Genomic DNA, 16993 nt, shown 5'->3' with positions numbered 1-16993 from the left:
TCTTTTTAAGAGTTTACTTTATTATAGATGTTCACTAATTAAGAGTCTTTATTTTTATTACCACTTTGATTGTAATCTTCGGTAATTGCATTAGCCGCTTTAATTTTATTTTCTAAATTTGGATGAATTTTTAATAAACTTCGAAAAATAATATCAGATATTAAAATTTGAACAATTTTAGAAGATAATGCTGGAAAACGCTCATTTTCTTTTGTATGAACTTCAAATAAAATTTTATGTTTAATTTTATATAATTCATCAATGTTAGGATTATTAGTAACTAAAGCAACATCAATGTTGAGTTTATTTGCTAAATTAATGATATTAACGACCTCATTTGTCTTTCCTGATTTACTAAAAATAATAATTAAATCATCGGCTTCGGCATTTGAGAGAGTAACCATTAATGAATGAATATTTTCTGTTGTATAACAGTTATAACCAATCATATTTAGGTTACTATGTAACACGCGGCAAGCAAGAAATGATGCACCAATGCCAAAGGCGAAAATTCGTTTTTTAAGAACAATATCATTAATTAGTCGGTCTAAGACTTCTAAATCAATATTGTCAATTGTTTCATGGATACTATAAGAATAATAGACACGCATATTGTTAGCGATATCTTTTAAATTCATGGTTTCATTAGTTTCGTAATTTTTGTTTAGAAAATTTAATCGTTCATAAATATGCATTTGTAATTCTTTAATATTTTTAAATCCTAAGTGTTTTGCCATTCGGGTAATAGTTGATTCACTGACATAATAAGTTTTTGCCAATTCAGTTATTGTTTTACTAGTAAATAGCAAAGGATTTTGAAAAATTTGTTTAATAACTGATATTTCAGTATCAGTCAAAGTATTTTTATCATATTTTAACAGAGACAACATAGAAACTCCTTTCATCAACTTCACCATGAAAATTATTTTCATAATATCAACTAATTTTATTTTACAACATATTATGCGAATAATAAAGTAGAAAATAATTTGTTAATTTATTAAAATATGCATAATTTGCATATTTTTAAATAAAATTATTCTATAATATAATTATAAAATAATGAAAATTTATATAAAAATCCAAATATAAGCAAGTTATTTTAATAGAAAGAGTAAAAAATACAATGATGTTAAGTTTATCGCCACAACATATTACCTATTTATCAATTTTAATTTTTGGAATTATTGTGGGGACAATATTGTTAATTATTTGAATTTTCCAAAAGAAACGATTAGTTAATAGCGGAGATTATTATGCTAAAAATAATAAAAATTTAGATTTATGGAATTATATTAAACGTAATATTGCGTTATATAGTGCTTTTTTTTGTTATGTTATTAGTCTTTCCGCTCTTTTTCTATTGGTTTTATAAAATTGTCATTATTTTAAAAAAATGAAAAAAAATTTTTACTTTGTAGTAATTAACTTAACTTTTAGTTAGTTAAATTCTATAATTATATTAGTAACTATTAATTTAAAAGGAGAAATTAAAAATGAATGAGAAAGCCAAGCTTAAACCTTTTATGTCAAAGGCTTGATGGAAACAATCAAATCAAAGGACAATGGGGACTTTAAGTAAATTAAGTAAAGCATTTCTATTACCAATTGCGTTGTTACCAATTGCTGGAATCTTTTTAGGAGTTGGTGCAACTATTTCATCAAAAGTTGATCCTGCTTCAGCAGCTTGATACTTTGGAAATTTTTTAAATAAAATGGGAGATATTGCTTTTGGTAATTTACCAGTATTATTTTGTATTTCTGTTACAATGGCCTATACGGAAGATGCTGGAGTAGCAGCATTAACTTCCGTAGTTGGGTTTTTAGTTTTTAATGCAATTCAGTTGTCATTATTAAATGAGGCATATGCTCATATTCAATATGTTGTTAATATTGAAGGGGGTGCTTCACCAATTATGGGATTAACTGTTGATGGTGTCACATCAGCCAACACAACTTTACTAACGGGTGATGAATTATTAGCATGAATGAGAACCAGTGATATTTATAAAGAATTAGTTAAAGGGAATGTTACTGTCACAATTGTTAGTTCAGTACGAGTAACTGATCAATTTAATTTGTTATTTTATACTGGCCAAACATGAGCAGTTCAAAATAAACTATTGACTTCTAATTTAGGAATTAATTCATTAAATACTGGTGTTTTTGGAGGAATTTTTGTTGGAGCAATTGCAGCTTTCGCTTATAATCGTTTTCATAAAACACAATTACCTTCAGCGTTAATTTTTTTTAGTGGAACAAAATTAGTTCCAATTATTATGTTTATGGCAGTAATTCCATTAGCTTTTATTTTTATGATTATTTGACCATTAATTGGTACTGGGTTAGCATGATTTGGAAATAACTCAGGAAAATTACCAATAGGGTTAGATTCTTTAATTTTTGAGATTTTTGAACGATCATTAGTGCCATTTGGCTTGCATCATGTCTTTTATTCACCATTATGATGAACACAAGCGGGAGGAAGTATGGCAGATTTAATCGCTAATGTTTCAAAAGATCCTTTAAGTTATATGGCTTTTCTTAAGGATTTACAAGAGCTAAATTATATTGATGCTAATATTGATTTAAATACAATTACAGTTGGAGCAGCACAGGCAGCAATTACTAGATGAGTATCAGAACTAAATGCTTCAACAATAGCAGCAGTTGGTGATCAAACAATTATGTATAAAGTTATTGCTGATCCAAAAATTACCTTCACAATGGTTCAACACATGGGGTTAAATTTAGGGCGATTCCAAACTGGTAAGTTTCCATTTATGATGTTTGGATTACCAGCAGCAGCAGCAGGAATGTACTTTAGTGTTCCAAAAGAAAATCGAAAACCAGTAATGGGAATTTATTTTTCAGCAGCCTTTACTTGTTTCTTAACAGGAATTACTGAACCAATTGAATTTACTTTCTTATTTGTAGCACCATGGTTATTTTATGGTGTTCATATGCCATTGTGTGCAATTTCATTTATGTTAATGGGATTATTACATGTACATACATCAATGACCGTATCGGGTGGATTTATTGACTTTATTGTCTTTGGTATTATTCCATTTGTTGGTGGAAAAGGAACAAACTTCTATTGAATTCTTGCAGTTGGAATTCCATGTATTGGAATTTATTTTGCAGCTTTCTACTTCGCAATTAAATATGGAAAAGTTCAAATTCCGGGTCGTGATGGCGCCACAAAACTATATACTAAAGCTGATTTTAAAGCAAAAAAAGGTACTAATGAAACAACTTCATCAGGACCAGCAAAAGGTGATGCGGCAAAACGGGAAAAAGCCCGTAAAATTATTGAATTTTTAGGTGGGGCTGATAATATTACGGCAGTTGACTCATGTGCGTCACGTTTACGAATTACAGTTGTTGATAGTAAACTTGTCAATCAAGATGAAATTCAAGCATTAGGTGGCAGCACCGGAATGCTTATTCGTGGTCAATCAGTCCAAATTATTTATGGTGGAGAACAAGAAGTAATTAAACCATATATGCGTGAATTATTAGCTGAAATGCGTAATAATAAAGAAGCACCAAAATTAAATTCAAAACAAGGTTAAAATTAAATAAATATGAAAAAACATTAATTTTTTAATTAATGTTTTTTTGTCTATTTTAACAAATGCTATTTTGTGATAAAATTATAATATATAAAAATGGAGTGGAAAATAATGACATCAATTTTTGGATATCCAAAAGAAGAATTACAGTTAGATTTAGTTGCGCATGGTTTTAAGAAATATTTAGCAGAGCAAATTTTTGATTGAATATATGTCAAAAACATATATTCTTTTGATGAAATGACAAATATTTCTAAAACTGATCGTAATAAATTACAAGAATATTATACGATTGAGCCATTAAAAATTGTTGTTCAACAACAGTCGAAAGATGGAACATTAAAGTTTTTGTTTCAATTAGCCGATGGCTATAAAATTGAAACAGTTTTAATGCCCCAAAGTTATGGTAATTCTGTTTGTGTTACAACACAAGTTGGTTGTAATATGGCATGTACTTTTTGTGCCTCAGGATTATTAAAAAAAACACGGAATTTATCAACGGCAGAAATTGTTCAACAAGTTATGATGGTTAATCGTTATCTAGCAACAACAAATGAACGTGTGAGTCATATTGTAGTAATGGGAATTGGTGAACCATTTGATAATTTTGATAATACGCTTAAGTTTGTCAACATTATTAATGACCCAAAAGGTTATCAAATTGGTGCGCGCCATATTACAATTTCTACTTGTGGGTTAGTTCCAAAAATTAAACAATTTGCAGAGTTAAAGACGCAAGTTAATTTAGCGATTTCATTACATGCTCCAAACAATACGATTCGGAATCAATTAATGCCAATTAATAAAGCTTACCCAGTAGAAAAATTAATGGATGCAGTTCGTTATTATATTGAGTTAACTAATCGACGTGTTACTTTTGAGTATATTTTAATTGAGAATGTTAATGATAGTCGTGAAAGAGCATTAGAATTAGCAAAATTAATTTGAGGATTAAATGCGTATGTTAATTTAATTCCTTATAACACAGTTGCAGAAAATGGGTATCAACGTAGTACTAAAATTAATCAATTCTTTGAAACTTTACAACAACAAAAAATTAATTGTATTGTTCGTCGTGAATTTGGTCACGATATTGATGCTGCTTGCGGTCAATTACGAGCTAAAAATGAAGGGATTATTAGAAAATAATTATGCAAATACGGTTTGGATACAAAACTGATATTGGTGCTTATCGTAGTAGTAATCAAGATTACTTTGATTTTGCCAATAATAGTTTTAACAATTATATTGCCATTGTTTGTGATGGGATGGGTGGTCATCAACATGGCGAAGTTGCCAGTAAAATGGCTGTTGATAGTTTGGTGGAACATTTTAAACGGACAAATTTTAACCATTTGTCCGATGAAGAAATTAATAAATGGTTTCGTCAAACAATTTTAACAATTCAACAAGAAATGGTTACTTATGCTCAAATTTATCCTGATACAAGTGATATGGGAACAACAGTTGTTGCTGCATTAATTGCTAACGGAAAAGTATATGTTATTAATATTGGTGATTCACGGTTATATAAATTACATCATGATAAAATTTATCAAATTACTACTGACCAAAATATGGAAAATTCAACAGAGTATCGAGAAAAACAAGAATTAGAATTTCAAGGTCAATATAAAAAACAATATAATATGCATACTTTTTGAAAAGTATTAACAAGTGCTTTGGGACCAACAAAGAATTTAAAAATTGATACTTATGTTATTGAGGATATTAAAGGGCAGTATTTATTAACCACCGATGGAATTCATGATTATATTGATGAAATTGATTTAATTGAAACATTAAAATCGGCAAATAAATTAAATGATAAAGTTAAAATTTTAATTGATCGGGCATTAGAAAATCTATCAACTGATAATTTAACCGGAATTGTTTTTGAAATAACAGATTAAAGCGCTGTTATTTTTATTTGTTCTTTTTTCTTCTTAGTTTTTTTGTGTTATGATGTTTACAAGTTAAAATAATAAGGTAAAAGGGTGCAGAAGATGGAACAAATCACAATTGGAACTATGTTACATAATCGTTATCAGATTTTAGCTAAAATTGCCGATGGTGGTATGGCTGAAGTTTTTGAAGGATATGATATTTTATTAAAACGACATGTTGCAATTAAAATTATGACATTGACATTATCAAAAAATAAAGAAGCAGTGGAACGTTTTAATAAAGAATATAATTCAATTGCGCAGTTTTCCCATAATAATGTGGTTAAAGTTTATGGCTCATTTCAAGCGTATGATCGTCATTGTCTAGTTTTGGAATTAGTTAAAGGTTATACTTTAAAAGACCGCTTACTAACATTAGGTCCTTGTACTGTTAAAGAATTATTATATTTTTTTGATGAAATTAATTTAGCTATTACCGAAGCTCATCATAATGATATTATTCATCGTGATATTAAACCAGAAAATATTTTAATTTCATATGATGGTAAAATTAAGGTTGCTGATTTTGGTGTTGCAATTTTAGAAAATAGTGAAGATTTAGAATGTGGTAAAATCATTGGAACATCAAAATACATGGCACCAGAAATTGTTCAATCAAAACCAGCAACAAAACGTAGTGATATTTATGCTTTAGGCATTATGTTGTATGAGTTAGCAGTTGGTATGGCTCCTTTTGTTGGGAAAAACCCAACATTTGTTGCGGTTAAACATGTTAAAGAATTACCATTACGACCACGGTTAGTAAATCCGTTGATACCACAAAGTTTAGAAAATATTATTTTAAAGGCAATCGCAAAAGATCCAAGTGAGCGGTTTCAGACAGTAGCAGATTTTAATAATAGTTTACAAGCAATTGAAGCACCAGAGCATCAATCTGAAAAACCTTTAAAGTTATCAAATTTGTTTGAAGTAAAAGGCAAACAGCGCAAACTTTATGATCGGTATTATTCTTATCCATGATTTTTAAGAACTAAGGTTGCTTGGTGATTTAGTTTCTTACTAGTTAGTTTTATTAGTGTCTTAGTTTGACTTTGCTTGTTTTTACCAGGATAGAATAATATGCACCAAACAGGAATGATTATTCGCATTGTTAGCGAGTTTTGTTATGTTAAAAATGATACTGATCATCAAATTTATGCTTGCAAAGCAAAAGGATTATTTCGTCATCAAGAAATTAAGCCAGTTGTTGGTGATTATGTTCAATTTGAAATTCAAAATGACAAGCAAGGAATTATTTATCAAATTGAACCTCGTAAAAATAAATTATACCGTCCACGAATTGCTAATGTTAATCAAGTTGTTATTATTACAGCAATGGCAGAACCGACTTTTAATTCATATTTATTAAATAAATATTTAGCATTTATTGAATATAAAAACTTAAAACCAGTTATTGTTTTTACTAAAAAAGACTTATTGAAAACAGATGAACTTTATCAAAAATATTTTAACTGGTATCCAAAGTTAGGCTATGAAGTTTATTTTATTAGTAATAAAAAAGATGATAAAAAAATATGACAACAATTTGAACAACTTTTTCAAAATAAAATCTCAGTGTTAACTGGACAAACTGGTAGTGGTAAGTCGTCAACTTTAAATACATTATTACAAGCGGAAATAATTAAGACGCAAGAAATTTCTAAAGCATTAGGGCGAGGAAAACATACAACCACAACTAGCGCATTATATGAGTTATTAAATGGAATGGTTGCTGATACGCCAGGTTTTTCAACATTTGATTTAAGAGATTATGAAAAAGGAGAATTAGCACGCTCTTATCATTTTTTTAATCAATATGCTAATGAATGTAAGTTTCGAACTTGTTTACATTTACACGAACCGCATTGCAAAATAAAAGCATTAGTTCAAGCGAATATTATTCCACAATTTTTTTATAATGATTATGTTCGCATTATGCAAGAGCAATAGAAAGAGGTAATGATGAAAAAATATCTTGTTGCACCAAGTGTTTTAAGTGCAAATTATTTAATCTTACAAAAAGAATTAGCAGCAATTAAGGAAGCTGGCGCACAATGAATTCATTTTGATGTAATGGATGGTGATTTTGTATCAAATTTAACTTTTGGTCCAAAGATTTTAGCTGATATTACTAGTTATAGTGATTTGTATCTTGATTGTCACTTAATGGTTAAAATTAAAAATAGTAGTGTTGAAAATTATTTGCTGCCTTTTATTAAAGCAGGTGCATCAGCAATTACTTTGCATTATGAAGCATTAACCCCACCACAATTAACTGAATTTTTAAATTTACGAATAAAATTAAACATAAAAATTGGGTTAGCAATTAAACCATCAACCCCAGTTAAATTTATTTTCCCTTATTTAAAACATCTTGATTTAGTCTTAGTAATGACAGTAGAACCTGGTTTTGGCGGTCAAACTTTTATTTCAGCTGCAGCAACAAAGATTAAAGCCTTACGAGACTATCTTGATCAAAATAATAGCAAAACATTAATTGAAGTTGACGGAGGAATTAATGCTGAGACTGCAACTCTTTGTAAACAATATGGGGTTGATGTATTAGTAGCGGGTAATTATTTATTTGGTCATACAGATTTAGCAACCCGATTGAAAGGATTATTAGAGAATGAAAACAAATAAAGTTTTAATTGTTTGTTCAGAAACAAACTTAGATTTACAACAGTATCAAGATTATTATAAAATTGGTGTTGAACGGGGTGCCTTAGATTTAATTAAAAATTTTGCTACTTTTGATCTTTTTTGCTGTGACCAAGATAGTTTGACAACAATAGAAGCAAAACTGATTGCTAATAAAGCAAAAGAGTTACTAATAGTTTCCCAAATTAAAGATCATATTGATGGTGAATTAGCATTACAAGAAGCTTTAAAATTAAACCCACAAGAAATTATTTTTATTGCCCAAGGCAATCGATTTGATATGGAGTTGAGTTGTTTTAATTTTATTTGTCGTTACAATATCATTTTTATGAATGATAATACTTATGCTTATTTACTAAAACCAGGAATGAATGAAGTTTATCAAAAGTCAGGTTATCGTTATTTTTCATTATTTAGTTTACAATCAGCAACTGTGACGATTAGTAATTTAAAATATAATGCTAAACAATTAAAATTAGTAGAATTATCGCCTAATGCAGTTAGCAATGAATTTCTTGCGTCAGTAGGAAATATTGATGTTTTAGCAGGTCAAGTTGTCGCAATTTATAGTAAATAAAAATCGGTTTTTTAAACCGATTATTTTTTGCTTTAAAATTTGGTACCCATGATCGGGCTCGAACCGATACGAATTTCTTCGGTAGATTTTGAGTCTACTGCGTCTGCCAATTCCGCCACATGGGCATTTGTACTTTTTTAATTTTATCGTATTTTAGAGAAAAAGGAAGCATAAATTTTAAAATTTATGCTTCCTTTTTTATTATTTTATCAATGTTTCTTTAAACTTTATTTATTGCGCAATTTGTCCTTTACGCTTTAATGTTTTTAAAGTTCTTGTTGCAACACGTAATGTTTTAACTTCACCGTCAACAACAATTCTTACTTTTTGTAAATTAACATTTCATTTACGACGGGTTGCATTTAACGCGTGTGAACGTTTGTTTCCTGATAAAGCACTTTTACCAGTAATTTCACATTTTCTTGCCATAATTTCACTCCTTTATATCTGCATACTATAAAATAATAACTAATTTTTAAATTAAAAGCAAGTATAAATCTAATTTTTATGAAAACCATCAGTTTTTTGCTAAATTTAAGTTAAAAAATGGATAAAACCATTATTAAAAGTGTTATTCATCTTCACCTTATCTTGAATTTTCTTCAACTTGTGTTGTTTGTTCCTGTTGATTTTCTTGTTGGGTCATATTTTTTACTTGTTTGTTAATTGCAATAATGTTCTTTTTTTGTAATTCTTTTAAATGTGGTTTGGAAGGAACAGATTGTGGGCTTTTTTATTGGTTTGTGCTTGAACCCCACTTGGTCCTGGCTGTGATTCTAAATTTAATAATTCTTGATCAGATAATTTTACTCGTGGTGGTTTTGCAATTGGATTTATCTTTGACTTAGGTAAATATCATTGGGTATTTTTTTGTGCATCAGTTATTGCTTTGTCTGTGTTTAAGACAAAATTATTAACTTTAGTTTTTAAATTTTGGTAAGTACCCGTAACTGTTTCAATAATTTCTCGGCCATTTGGAATGATTTCTTCATTTTTATGTTGAAAATAGGGGAAAAATACTTCTGTATATAATTCATTTGAAACATTTTTAATATCTGATAATTCTTCTAAATTTATTGTTTCTTTTAGATTTTTATCTTTTTTTATTATTTTAAGATATTTATTTTCTAACTTATCAAAATCTTTTAATAATTTTTTAAAATCACTGTTCACCTTATCTAAATTAATTAAAAATTCTATTTTATTCATATGTTTACATCTTTTTATTGAAAAGTAATGTTATTTACTAATTAAAATAGTCATACACTAATTATATAGTAACTTATTTTATTGAAAAATAATATATTTATAACATTGCAGTTATTATATAATTAATGCTCATTTAATTTGCCTAGTATTCAGTAAATAATTTGCTTAATGATTAAACTTTAAAAGGTAGTAATTATCCTTAATTTATAGTAGAATTACATCTAGGAGGAAAATGTTATGATTGAAATGACAGTACGAAAAACAAGTGAACAAGGGAATAATCATTATTCTTTTACTCAAACTTTATCATTTGATAATACAATTGGTGGCAAACGTAATCAAGAATCGTTAAACCATAGTATTGCTCATGCAATAGTTTCTTTAAGAGTACAACATGGATTTTCTTGAGAGGATATTAATGAATGTATTAAAATTAAAAATGTTTCAGAAAAAAAGAAATTAATACAAAAGACTTTGTTTTAAAGTATCAAGAATTAATATTAGCGGAAGAGAAAACATTAGAAAAACTTGTTAGTCCTAGTCATATGCTAACGAACATTGATGATTTTTTTAAATAATAAGGGGGAAAGACAACAAAGAGTTAACAATTTAATTAAGAAAATATAATAAATTTATTGCTTTATTGTATTTTCTCGTTATAATTAATAATGTTAATTTAGTTTAGTGGTGATTTTTATGATTGAGAAAATTAATGTAGTTAAAATTGCAGATTTAGTTCATGCAGCAGTAATTACAGTCCCTGGGGTCGCTGGATTCGCAAAGGTTGATGATACTGAAAATAATGAAGACAATGTGATAATACTACTTAAAGATTACTCACAGTCAATTAAATTGAGACAAGATGGTCGTAATTTTTATATAGAAATCTTTATTATTTTGCTAGAAGGAGTAAATATTAAAGATATTGCCCAAGAAATACAAATTAGGATTAAATATGAATTAGAAAAACTGGATATTTATTCAAATGATATTATGATTTATGTGAATGTAAATATTCAAGACTTATTAATTTAGGTAGGAAATTTTATTAAAATGAGATATTTGAATGATGCAAGATTTACAATTATATCACTTAGGAAAACTAAAAAAGGGAACTTAATTGATGAAAAATGTAAAGGTGATAGAAATGGAATTTAATGCAAAATCTTTTAAAGATTCGCTGATCAGCGGTTATAATAATTTATATAATTTTTATCCAGAAATTGATAAATTAAATGTTTTTCCAGTTCCTGATGGAGATACAGGAACAAATATGAATTTAACGATGACTAATGCTGTTAAGGAAATTAATGAACTCAATTCGGAATCAATTAGTAAGATTGCTGATGTTTTTGCGCGTGGCTTAATTATGGGGGCACGTGGCAATTCAGGTGTTATTTTATCGCAGATCTTTCGTGGTTTTGCCAATGGTTTAAAAGAATTTGATGAATTAAATTTTGATTCAGTTAAAGCAGGAATTTCACAAGCTAATGAAGTTGCTTATAAAGCGGTGATGAAACCGGTTGAAGGAACAATTTTAACTGTAATCCGTGAAACTGCGGAACATGTTTCAACATTAGAAAAAGAAATCCCTGTTCCAGAGTTATTCCAAAAAATTGTTGATTTTGCAACTGAGTCATTGAATCATACTCCGGAGTTACTACCAATTTTGAAAGAAGTTGGTGTTGTTGATTCAGGTGGTTTTGGTTTAGTAAAAATATTTGAAGGCATTACAGAATATTGAAAAACAGGAAAAATTGTGCCACAACGAAAAAAACAAGTTGAAAATACTGGTGATAATGTTGTTATGGATTTGCAAAACGAAGAATTTGGTTATTGTACTGAGGCAATTGTAATGTTAGATAATAAGCATATTAATAAAATTAATATAATGCAAATTCGCCAAACATTAGAAGATCAAGGTGGAAAATCAATTGTTGCAGTTGTTGATAATGATATTTTAAAAGTTCATGTTCATACTTTACTTCCGGGTTATATTGTAACTTTTTTACAACAACATGGTGAGTTTAAGAATATTAAAATTGAAAATATGAATTTACAAGCAGCCAAACATGTTAAGACAATTAAAGTTGACCGGCAATTAAAAAATTCTGCGGCTATTATTGCCGTTACACCATCAAATGGAATTGCCAATTTTTTCAAAACTGATTTAAATATTCAATTTACTGTTAATGGTGGAGCATCAATGAATCCATCAACTGATGATTATTTAAATGCAATTGAAGCAGTTGATGCGGTTGATGTGTTTATTTTGCCAAACAATAGTAATGCAATTTTAGCAGCACAACAAGCAGCCAAAGTTGAACGTAAATCAAATGTATATATTGTGCCAACAACATCAATTCAAGAAGGAATGGTAGCATCTTTATCATTTGAACCAGGAGAAGCACCGAAAAAGATTTATTCAACATTAAAATCAAGTCTTAAAAATGTGACAAGTTTATCAATTACTGTTTCAGCAAAAACAACTTCAATTGATGGTGTTAAAATTAACAAAGGGGAGTATATGGGGATTATGAATAAAAAAATTATTTGTTCATTTCCAACCTTATCATGAACAATGAAATACTTGTTTGACCGAGCAATTACAAAATCAACAGAAATTGTTACAATTTTTACTGGTGAAGAAGCAGAAACACGAGATATTAATGCAATTCGAAAATATCTCGATGAAAGTTTTGATGTTGAATATGAATTTATTGATGGTGATCAAACATTATACCCATTTTTAATTGCTGTTGAGTAAATAAAAATAATAAAATGAATTTAATTTTTTTATTTATTTATCTTGAAATGAATTATGAATATGATAATATAGTAGGGGTTTAGATTTTATGGCACTATAGCCAAGGTGGCTAAGGCATGGGACTGCAACTCCCCGATCGTCGGTTCGAATCCGACTAGTGCCTCCATTTAAATCTACTCAACATTTAAATATTGCTTTATTTCTTATGCGCCCATAGATCAATTGGATAGATCGTTTGACTACGGATCAAAAGGTTGAGGGTTCGAATCCTTCTGGGCGCGCCATTTATTTAAATGTTATTTTTTTTCGGAAAGTAGCTTAGTTTGGTAGAGCACTCGGTTTGGGACCGAGGGGTCGCAGGTTCGAATCCTGTCTTTCCGACCATTTTTATACTATTTTGGGCCCGTAGCTCAGCTGGGAGAGCACCTGCCTTGCACGCAGGGGGTCGACGGTTCGATCCCGTTCGGGTCCACCATTAACAATTAATAAAACAATTAAACTTGATATGGCGGGATAGCTCAGTTGGTTAGAGCGCTCGGCTCATACCCGGGAAGTCAAGAGTTCAAGTCTCTTTCTCGCTACCATGGACCCTTAGCTCAGTTGGTTAGAGCATCCGGCTCATAACCGGATGGTCACTGGTTCAAGTCCAGTAGGGTCCACCATTTATTATTTATTTAGTTGCTTTACAAGCATTTTTGGAAGATTACCCAAGTCTGGTTGAAGGGATCGGTCTTGAAAACCGACAGGCGGTGAAAGCCGCGCGGGGGTTCGAATCCCTCATCTTCCGCCATTTTTCAGAAAAAAACTTGCAATTAAAAGTTAAGTTGTGATAGTATTAAAATTGTGGGGTGGAGCAGTGGTAGCTCGTTGGGCTCATAACCCAAAGGTCGCAGGTTCAAGTCCTGCCCCCGCAACCAATGGTCTTGTAGTGAAGTGGTTATCATGCCTCTCTGTCACAGAGGAGATCGCGGGTTCAAGTCCCGTCAAGACCGCCAATCGTGGTTCAGTAGCTCAGTTGGTAGAGCATTTGATTGAAGCTCAAAGTGTCGGCAGTTCAATTCTGTCCTGAACCACCATTGAATTTAGTTAAAAATAACCCTAGAATCTAAATTAATCATAGATTAATTTAGATTTTTTTAATTTTGTTATATAATTAATAAAGGTGATGGTAATGTTTTCAAGATTAACAAAAGATATAAGTTTTTATTTAAAACGTGAAGAGTGAAAGTTTACGTTAAATGAAGATAATTTTAAATATAAACCGCGCTTTGTTTTAGATCGTTATCAAAAAAAGATGGGAACGGAGAATTTCTGTAATTTTAAATATTGAATTTTTAAACGTTGAATTTTAAAAAATTTTGCTTATACTCAAGATTTTATTCACCGATTTTACAAATATCAACGGAAACTAAATTTAGTGTTAACTGGTCGTGAACAAGAGTTTATTTATAATGTTGAAGAGGTTAATTTTACATTATGACGACCTTTAAAAGTTTTGCCAGTGGCATTTGATTTACAGCCGAAGGAAAAGTGTCATTTTAAAAATAATGCTGTTAATATTCATCTTTTTACAACACATAAACATAAAGATATCAAGTTTTTTTGTAAGGGTGTTTTATTAATTACTAATAAGCGGTTTATTATTGATGGGTTAGATAAGAATAATAACAAGAAAGTAGTACAGTTTAATTTAACAGATATTTCAAATGTTGAATTTATTGATATTGGGGTCAAAATTACGGTTGGAAAGCAAACTTATTTGGTTCGGGAAAATAATCATATGTTAATTTTAGCATTGCTTTATCGTTGCTTGGGGCATAAGAAAGTTACCTTTGATCTTAAAAAACTACCAATAAATTTTAAATTTTAAGATAGAAAGATGAGAGAAACAAAATGATTTTAAAAAATGCAAAAATAGTTTGTGAAGAACAAATAATTTCAAATGGTTGAATTGAAATTAAAGATGATAAAATTGTTAAAATTACAGCTGGTCAAACTGACCAAGTGGATTATGATTTGCAACAAGCAATTATTATGCCTGGTTTTATTGACTGTCATGTTCATGGTGGGTATGGTGAAGATACTAAAAAAGGAACAATTGCTAGTTTTCAAAAATTTGCTCAAGTAGTACAGCAAGAAGGAATTACCAAATATTGTCAAGCAATGATTACTGGTAGTGATGAGACTTTAACGAAAATTTTAACGGTATATCCATTTACTGCATTTAATCATAATATTGATTTTTTCCATTTTTAGTTTCTACAATCTAATATTTAACGATTGATTTATTAATATAACTAAGTGAAACAAAACAAGGACAACACCTTTACTAAGTTAGTATGTGTGTTATTTACTAATTTCTTAATTTAATATGGTTTTTTTCAGAAAGGAAACAACTTTTTATTATTTTAAAAATTATAAATATATATAAAGATGCTGTCCTTGTTTTGAATCAATTAGTTATTTTAGTTTTTTTCAAATAAAAAAACCATTTTAGTAAATGGTTTAATTATTCTTATTTAATTTCTTTATATTTTTATACCCTACTTTTTTTATGCAACCAATATTTAAGTGATTAAATAATTTTTCATCATGAAATAACGATAACTTTGTGGATGGTTTGGTTCTAAACCAATGTATTCATCTAAGTTAAAAGTCGTTACTTTACTTCAGTCTGTCTTATTTTTTTATAATCTTCAATAATATATTGATAAGTTGTTTCTGGTGATGAACCAGTTGCTAAACCAAAAACAACTTTTGGATTTTGTTGCACATAATTCACAAAGATTTGCCCAACAACTTTTCCAATTGCATTTTTATCTTCAACAATAATTAATTTCATTTTTTATTCCTCTTATTGTTTTATAATTTGTATTAAGTTTAAAAGCATTAAATATTAAAAAATGAATTGATGAAAATGGACAAGAATTAGCAGAATTTATATACAGACAACAAACTTGATTAATAAATGGAGAATATAAATCACAATTACTAAAAGATTTAAAATTAGTAGTTTCAAAAATTGATTATATTTTTAGAGAACCATTAGAAAAATTTAAATCACTTAAAAATGATTTAAATTTTATTAGAAATATTATTTTAAATTTAGAAAAAAATATTAAGAATAATCATGATTATTTAAAAAATAGTGTCATTAATATTCAATTTCAAAAACAAAATGAAATTGTTGAAAATCATAAAAAAGAACAATTTTTAGAAATTAAAAGTGTAGCAAAACAAGAGCAAGAATTAAAAATTATTACTAGTAATTTTCGTAAAGAAAAATTATTAATAAAAGATATTGAAATATTAGGTATTGATGATGATTTTTTAGAAAATGCTAATCAATATGAATTAAAGCAATTAATTAAATATTTAATTATTGATGAAAAGTTAGTTAAAAATACAATTAAAGCACAATGAGATACAAATACTGATAATAAAGTAGTTGGTATTAAAGGAATAAATATAAAAATTAAAGGAGTGAAATAAAATGACAAATGAATTACAACAATATATTAAAGGTGCAATTATTAAATATGAATTAAAAGTTAATGATAAATATGTAAAAGAAAATATATTAGCACTTGAAGAATTAAAAATGAAAAATGGACAAAATTATATGCAATTAGTTAATAATGCTGATAATGCTAAAATAACAGCATTAGGAATTATTAAATTAAGTAATAAAGGGTTAATTTTTGGTAAAGATTTTAATATTATTCCGTTTAAAAAATGAGATAAAGATAAAAAAATATTATTTATAGTTTAACTACTTGTTATTGATAGTAAAGTTTATTGTAAAAGAATGGAAGAATCAGGGTATAGTCCAAGAAAAGAAATTATATTTAAAGGTGAAAAATTTGAATGAGATAGTTTAAATTCATGTCCTAAAATACATGAAATTAATTTTAATGCAAATACTAGTGATTATAATGAAATTATTGGTGCTTATGCTTTTGCAAAAGATAAAAATGGAAATTATCAAGGTATTTTATTAAGAAAAGCAGATATTGATCGTTTAAAAAATAGTAGTCCTAGTGGTAATATGAGATAGTTTAAATTCATGTCCTAAAATACATGAAATTAATTTTAATGCAAATACTAGTGATTATAATGAAATTATTGGTGCTTATGCTTTTGCAAAAGATAAAAATGGAAATTATCAAGGTATTTTATTAAGAAAAGCAGATATTGATCGTTTAAAAAATAGTAGTCCTAGTGGTAATAGTGAATATTCACCTTGAAATAAATG

General features: G+C 28.3%; 19 protein-coding genes, 11 tRNA genes and 1 pseudogene. 26 read left to right on the top strand and 5 right to left on the bottom strand.

What is annotated here, in order from left to right:
* Positions 1 to 38: 38 nt before the first annotated feature.
* Positions 39 to 905: a MurR/RpiR family transcriptional regulator gene (locus C6B38_RS06515; protein ID WP_233485612.1), complete on the bottom strand. Its 867-nt coding sequence runs from the start codon at positions 903 to 905 to the stop codon at positions 39 to 41.
* A 221-nt stretch (positions 906 to 1126) separates the two neighbouring features.
* Here C6B38_RS06515 and C6B38_RS06510 point away from each other — a divergent pair, with 221 nt between their 5' ends.
* The 8 genes from C6B38_RS06510 (at position 1127) to C6B38_RS06475 (ending at position 8762) form a co-directional block, all read left to right on the top strand.
* Entirely contained in the window at positions 1127 to 1375 is a 249-nt protein-coding gene (locus C6B38_RS06510; protein WP_004027754.1) for a hypothetical protein, read from the top strand.
* A 121-nt stretch (positions 1376 to 1496) separates the two neighbouring features.
* Positions 1497 to 3578, top strand: coding sequence for a PTS transporter subunit EIIC (locus C6B38_RS06505; protein ID WP_105299039.1), 2082 nt, complete (start codon positions 1497 to 1499; stop codon positions 3576 to 3578).
* Between the two features lie 111 nt (positions 3579 to 3689).
* The gene (gene rlmN, locus C6B38_RS06500; RefSeq protein WP_105299038.1) at positions 3690 to 4727 is read left to right on the top strand and encodes a 23S rRNA (adenine(2503)-C(2))-methyltransferase RlmN; all 1038 of its coding nucleotides are present in this window, start codon (positions 3690 to 3692) and stop codon (positions 4725 to 4727) included.
* 2 nt (positions 4728 to 4729) lie between these two features.
* A complete protein-coding gene (locus tag C6B38_RS06495; RefSeq protein WP_004027751.1) occupies positions 4730 to 5491 on the top strand; it encodes a PP2C family protein-serine/threonine phosphatase in 762 nt (253 codons plus the stop codon).
* Positions 5492 to 5584: 93 nt separating this feature from the next.
* Positions 5585 to 6598 (top strand): protein kinase domain-containing protein, encoded by a 1014-nt coding sequence (locus C6B38_RS06490; RefSeq protein ID WP_105299037.1) that lies wholly within the window; start codon positions 5585 to 5587, stop codon positions 6596 to 6598.
* A 6-nt stretch (positions 6599 to 6604) separates the two neighbouring features.
* Positions 6605 to 7474, top strand: coding sequence for a ribosome small subunit-dependent GTPase A (gene rsgA / locus C6B38_RS06485; protein ID WP_105299036.1), 870 nt, complete (start codon positions 6605 to 6607; stop codon positions 7472 to 7474).
* Between the two features lie 12 nt (positions 7475 to 7486).
* Positions 7487 to 8167, top strand: coding sequence for a ribulose-phosphate 3-epimerase (rpe, locus tag C6B38_RS06480; protein WP_105299035.1), 681 nt, complete (start codon positions 7487 to 7489; stop codon positions 8165 to 8167).
* Positions 8154 to 8762, top strand: a complete 609-nt coding sequence (locus tag C6B38_RS06475; RefSeq protein ID WP_105299034.1) for a thiamine diphosphokinase — start codon at positions 8154 to 8156, stop codon at positions 8760 to 8762. Before rpe ends, C6B38_RS06475 begins: the two co-directional genes overlap by 14 nt.
* A gap of 40 nt (positions 8763 to 8802) precedes the next feature.
* Here C6B38_RS06475 and C6B38_RS06470 read toward each other — a convergent pair.
* The 3 genes from C6B38_RS06470 to C6B38_RS06460 all read right to left on the bottom strand — a co-directional run bounded on the left by C6B38_RS06470 (position 8803) and on the right by C6B38_RS06460 (position 9971).
* Positions 8803 to 8887, bottom strand: a tRNA-Leu gene (locus C6B38_RS06470).
* Between the two features lie 106 nt (positions 8888 to 8993).
* The gene (rpmB, locus tag C6B38_RS06465) at positions 8994 to 9191 is read right to left on the bottom strand and encodes a 50S ribosomal protein L28 (RefSeq protein WP_004027746.1); all 198 of its coding nucleotides are present in this window, start codon (positions 9189 to 9191) and stop codon (positions 8994 to 8996) included.
* A gap of 267 nt (positions 9192 to 9458) precedes the next feature.
* Entirely contained in the window at positions 9459 to 9971 is a 513-nt protein-coding gene (locus C6B38_RS06460; RefSeq protein WP_233485611.1) for a hypothetical protein, read from the bottom strand.
* A gap of 237 nt (positions 9972 to 10208) precedes the next feature.
* Between C6B38_RS06460 and C6B38_RS06455 the strand changes: the two genes are divergently transcribed.
* From C6B38_RS06455 to C6B38_RS06385, 15 genes are all read left to right on the top strand, one after another.
* Positions 10209 to 10454 carry a hypothetical protein gene (locus C6B38_RS06455; RefSeq protein WP_233485610.1) on the top strand — a complete coding sequence of 82 codons (246 nt, stop codon included), beginning with the start codon at positions 10209 to 10211 and terminating at the stop codon, positions 10452 to 10454.
* A gap of 213 nt (positions 10455 to 10667) precedes the next feature.
* Entirely contained in the window at positions 10668 to 11006 is a 339-nt protein-coding gene (locus C6B38_RS06450; protein WP_105299033.1) for an Asp23/Gls24 family envelope stress response protein, read from the top strand.
* 112 nt (positions 11007 to 11118) lie between these two features.
* Positions 11119 to 12738, top strand: coding sequence for a DAK2 domain-containing protein (locus C6B38_RS06445; RefSeq protein WP_105299032.1), 1620 nt, complete (start codon positions 11119 to 11121; stop codon positions 12736 to 12738).
* Positions 12739 to 12828: 90 nt separating this feature from the next.
* A tRNA-Cys gene (locus C6B38_RS06440) sits at positions 12829 to 12904 on the top strand.
* Positions 12905 to 12945: 41 nt separating this feature from the next.
* Positions 12946 to 13022 (top strand) — tRNA-Arg (locus C6B38_RS06435).
* 23 nt (positions 13023 to 13045) lie between these two features.
* Positions 13046 to 13122 (top strand) — tRNA-Pro (locus tag C6B38_RS06430).
* Between the two features lie 15 nt (positions 13123 to 13137).
* Positions 13138 to 13213: transfer RNA gene (locus tag C6B38_RS06425), tRNA-Ala, on the top strand.
* A gap of 32 nt (positions 13214 to 13245) precedes the next feature.
* Positions 13246 to 13322: transfer RNA gene (locus C6B38_RS06420), tRNA-Met, on the top strand.
* A 1-nt stretch (position 13323) separates the two neighbouring features.
* Positions 13324 to 13400 (top strand) — tRNA-Ile (locus C6B38_RS06415).
* Positions 13401 to 13435: 35 nt separating this feature from the next.
* A tRNA-Ser gene (locus tag C6B38_RS06410) sits at positions 13436 to 13528 on the top strand.
* Between the two features lie 52 nt (positions 13529 to 13580).
* Positions 13581 to 13655 (top strand) — tRNA-Met (locus C6B38_RS06405).
* 2 nt (positions 13656 to 13657) lie between these two features.
* Positions 13658 to 13733: transfer RNA gene (locus C6B38_RS06400), tRNA-Asp, on the top strand.
* Positions 13734 to 13738: 5 nt separating this feature from the next.
* Positions 13739 to 13814 (top strand) — tRNA-Phe (locus tag C6B38_RS06395).
* A 95-nt stretch (positions 13815 to 13909) separates the two neighbouring features.
* A complete protein-coding gene (locus C6B38_RS06390; RefSeq protein WP_105299031.1) occupies positions 13910 to 14608 on the top strand; it encodes a hypothetical protein in 699 nt (232 codons plus the stop codon).
* 23 nt (positions 14609 to 14631) lie between these two features.
* Positions 14632 to 14994, top strand: coding sequence for a hypothetical protein (locus tag C6B38_RS06385; protein WP_233485608.1), 363 nt, complete (start codon positions 14632 to 14634; stop codon positions 14992 to 14994).
* 403 nt (positions 14995 to 15397) lie between these two features.
* Here C6B38_RS06385 and C6B38_RS12075 read toward each other — a convergent pair whose 3' ends face one another.
* Positions 15398 to 15580, bottom strand: a complete 183-nt coding sequence (locus C6B38_RS12075; RefSeq protein ID WP_277938482.1) for a 6-phosphogluconolactonase — start codon at positions 15578 to 15580, stop codon at positions 15398 to 15400.
* Between the two features lie 651 nt (positions 15581 to 16231).
* Here C6B38_RS12075 and C6B38_RS06375 point away from each other — a divergent pair.
* The 3 genes and pseudogenes from C6B38_RS06375 to C6B38_RS06365 form a co-directional block, all read left to right on the top strand.
* Complete coding sequence (locus C6B38_RS06375; RefSeq protein ID WP_105299030.1) at positions 16232 to 16510, top strand: hypothetical protein; 279 nt, start codon at positions 16232 to 16234, stop codon at positions 16508 to 16510.
* Positions 16511 to 16546: 36 nt separating this feature from the next.
* Positions 16547 to 16795, top strand: coding sequence for a recombinase RecT (locus tag C6B38_RS06370; RefSeq protein ID WP_105299029.1), 249 nt, complete (start codon positions 16547 to 16549; stop codon positions 16793 to 16795).
* Positions 16779 to 16993 (top strand): annotated as a pseudogene (locus tag C6B38_RS06365) (recombinase RecT); the annotation flags it as partial. The gene C6B38_RS06370 and the pseudogene C6B38_RS06365, both read left to right, overlap by 17 nt.

This window comes from Spiroplasma sp. ChiS, from assembly GCF_002968355.1.
GTDB lineage: Bacteria > Bacillota_I > Bacilli_A > Mycoplasmatales > Mycoplasmataceae > Spiroplasma > Spiroplasma citri.
The sequence above is the reverse complement of the archived record's forward strand: the minus strand, read 5'-3'. Positions and strand labels throughout refer to the sequence as shown.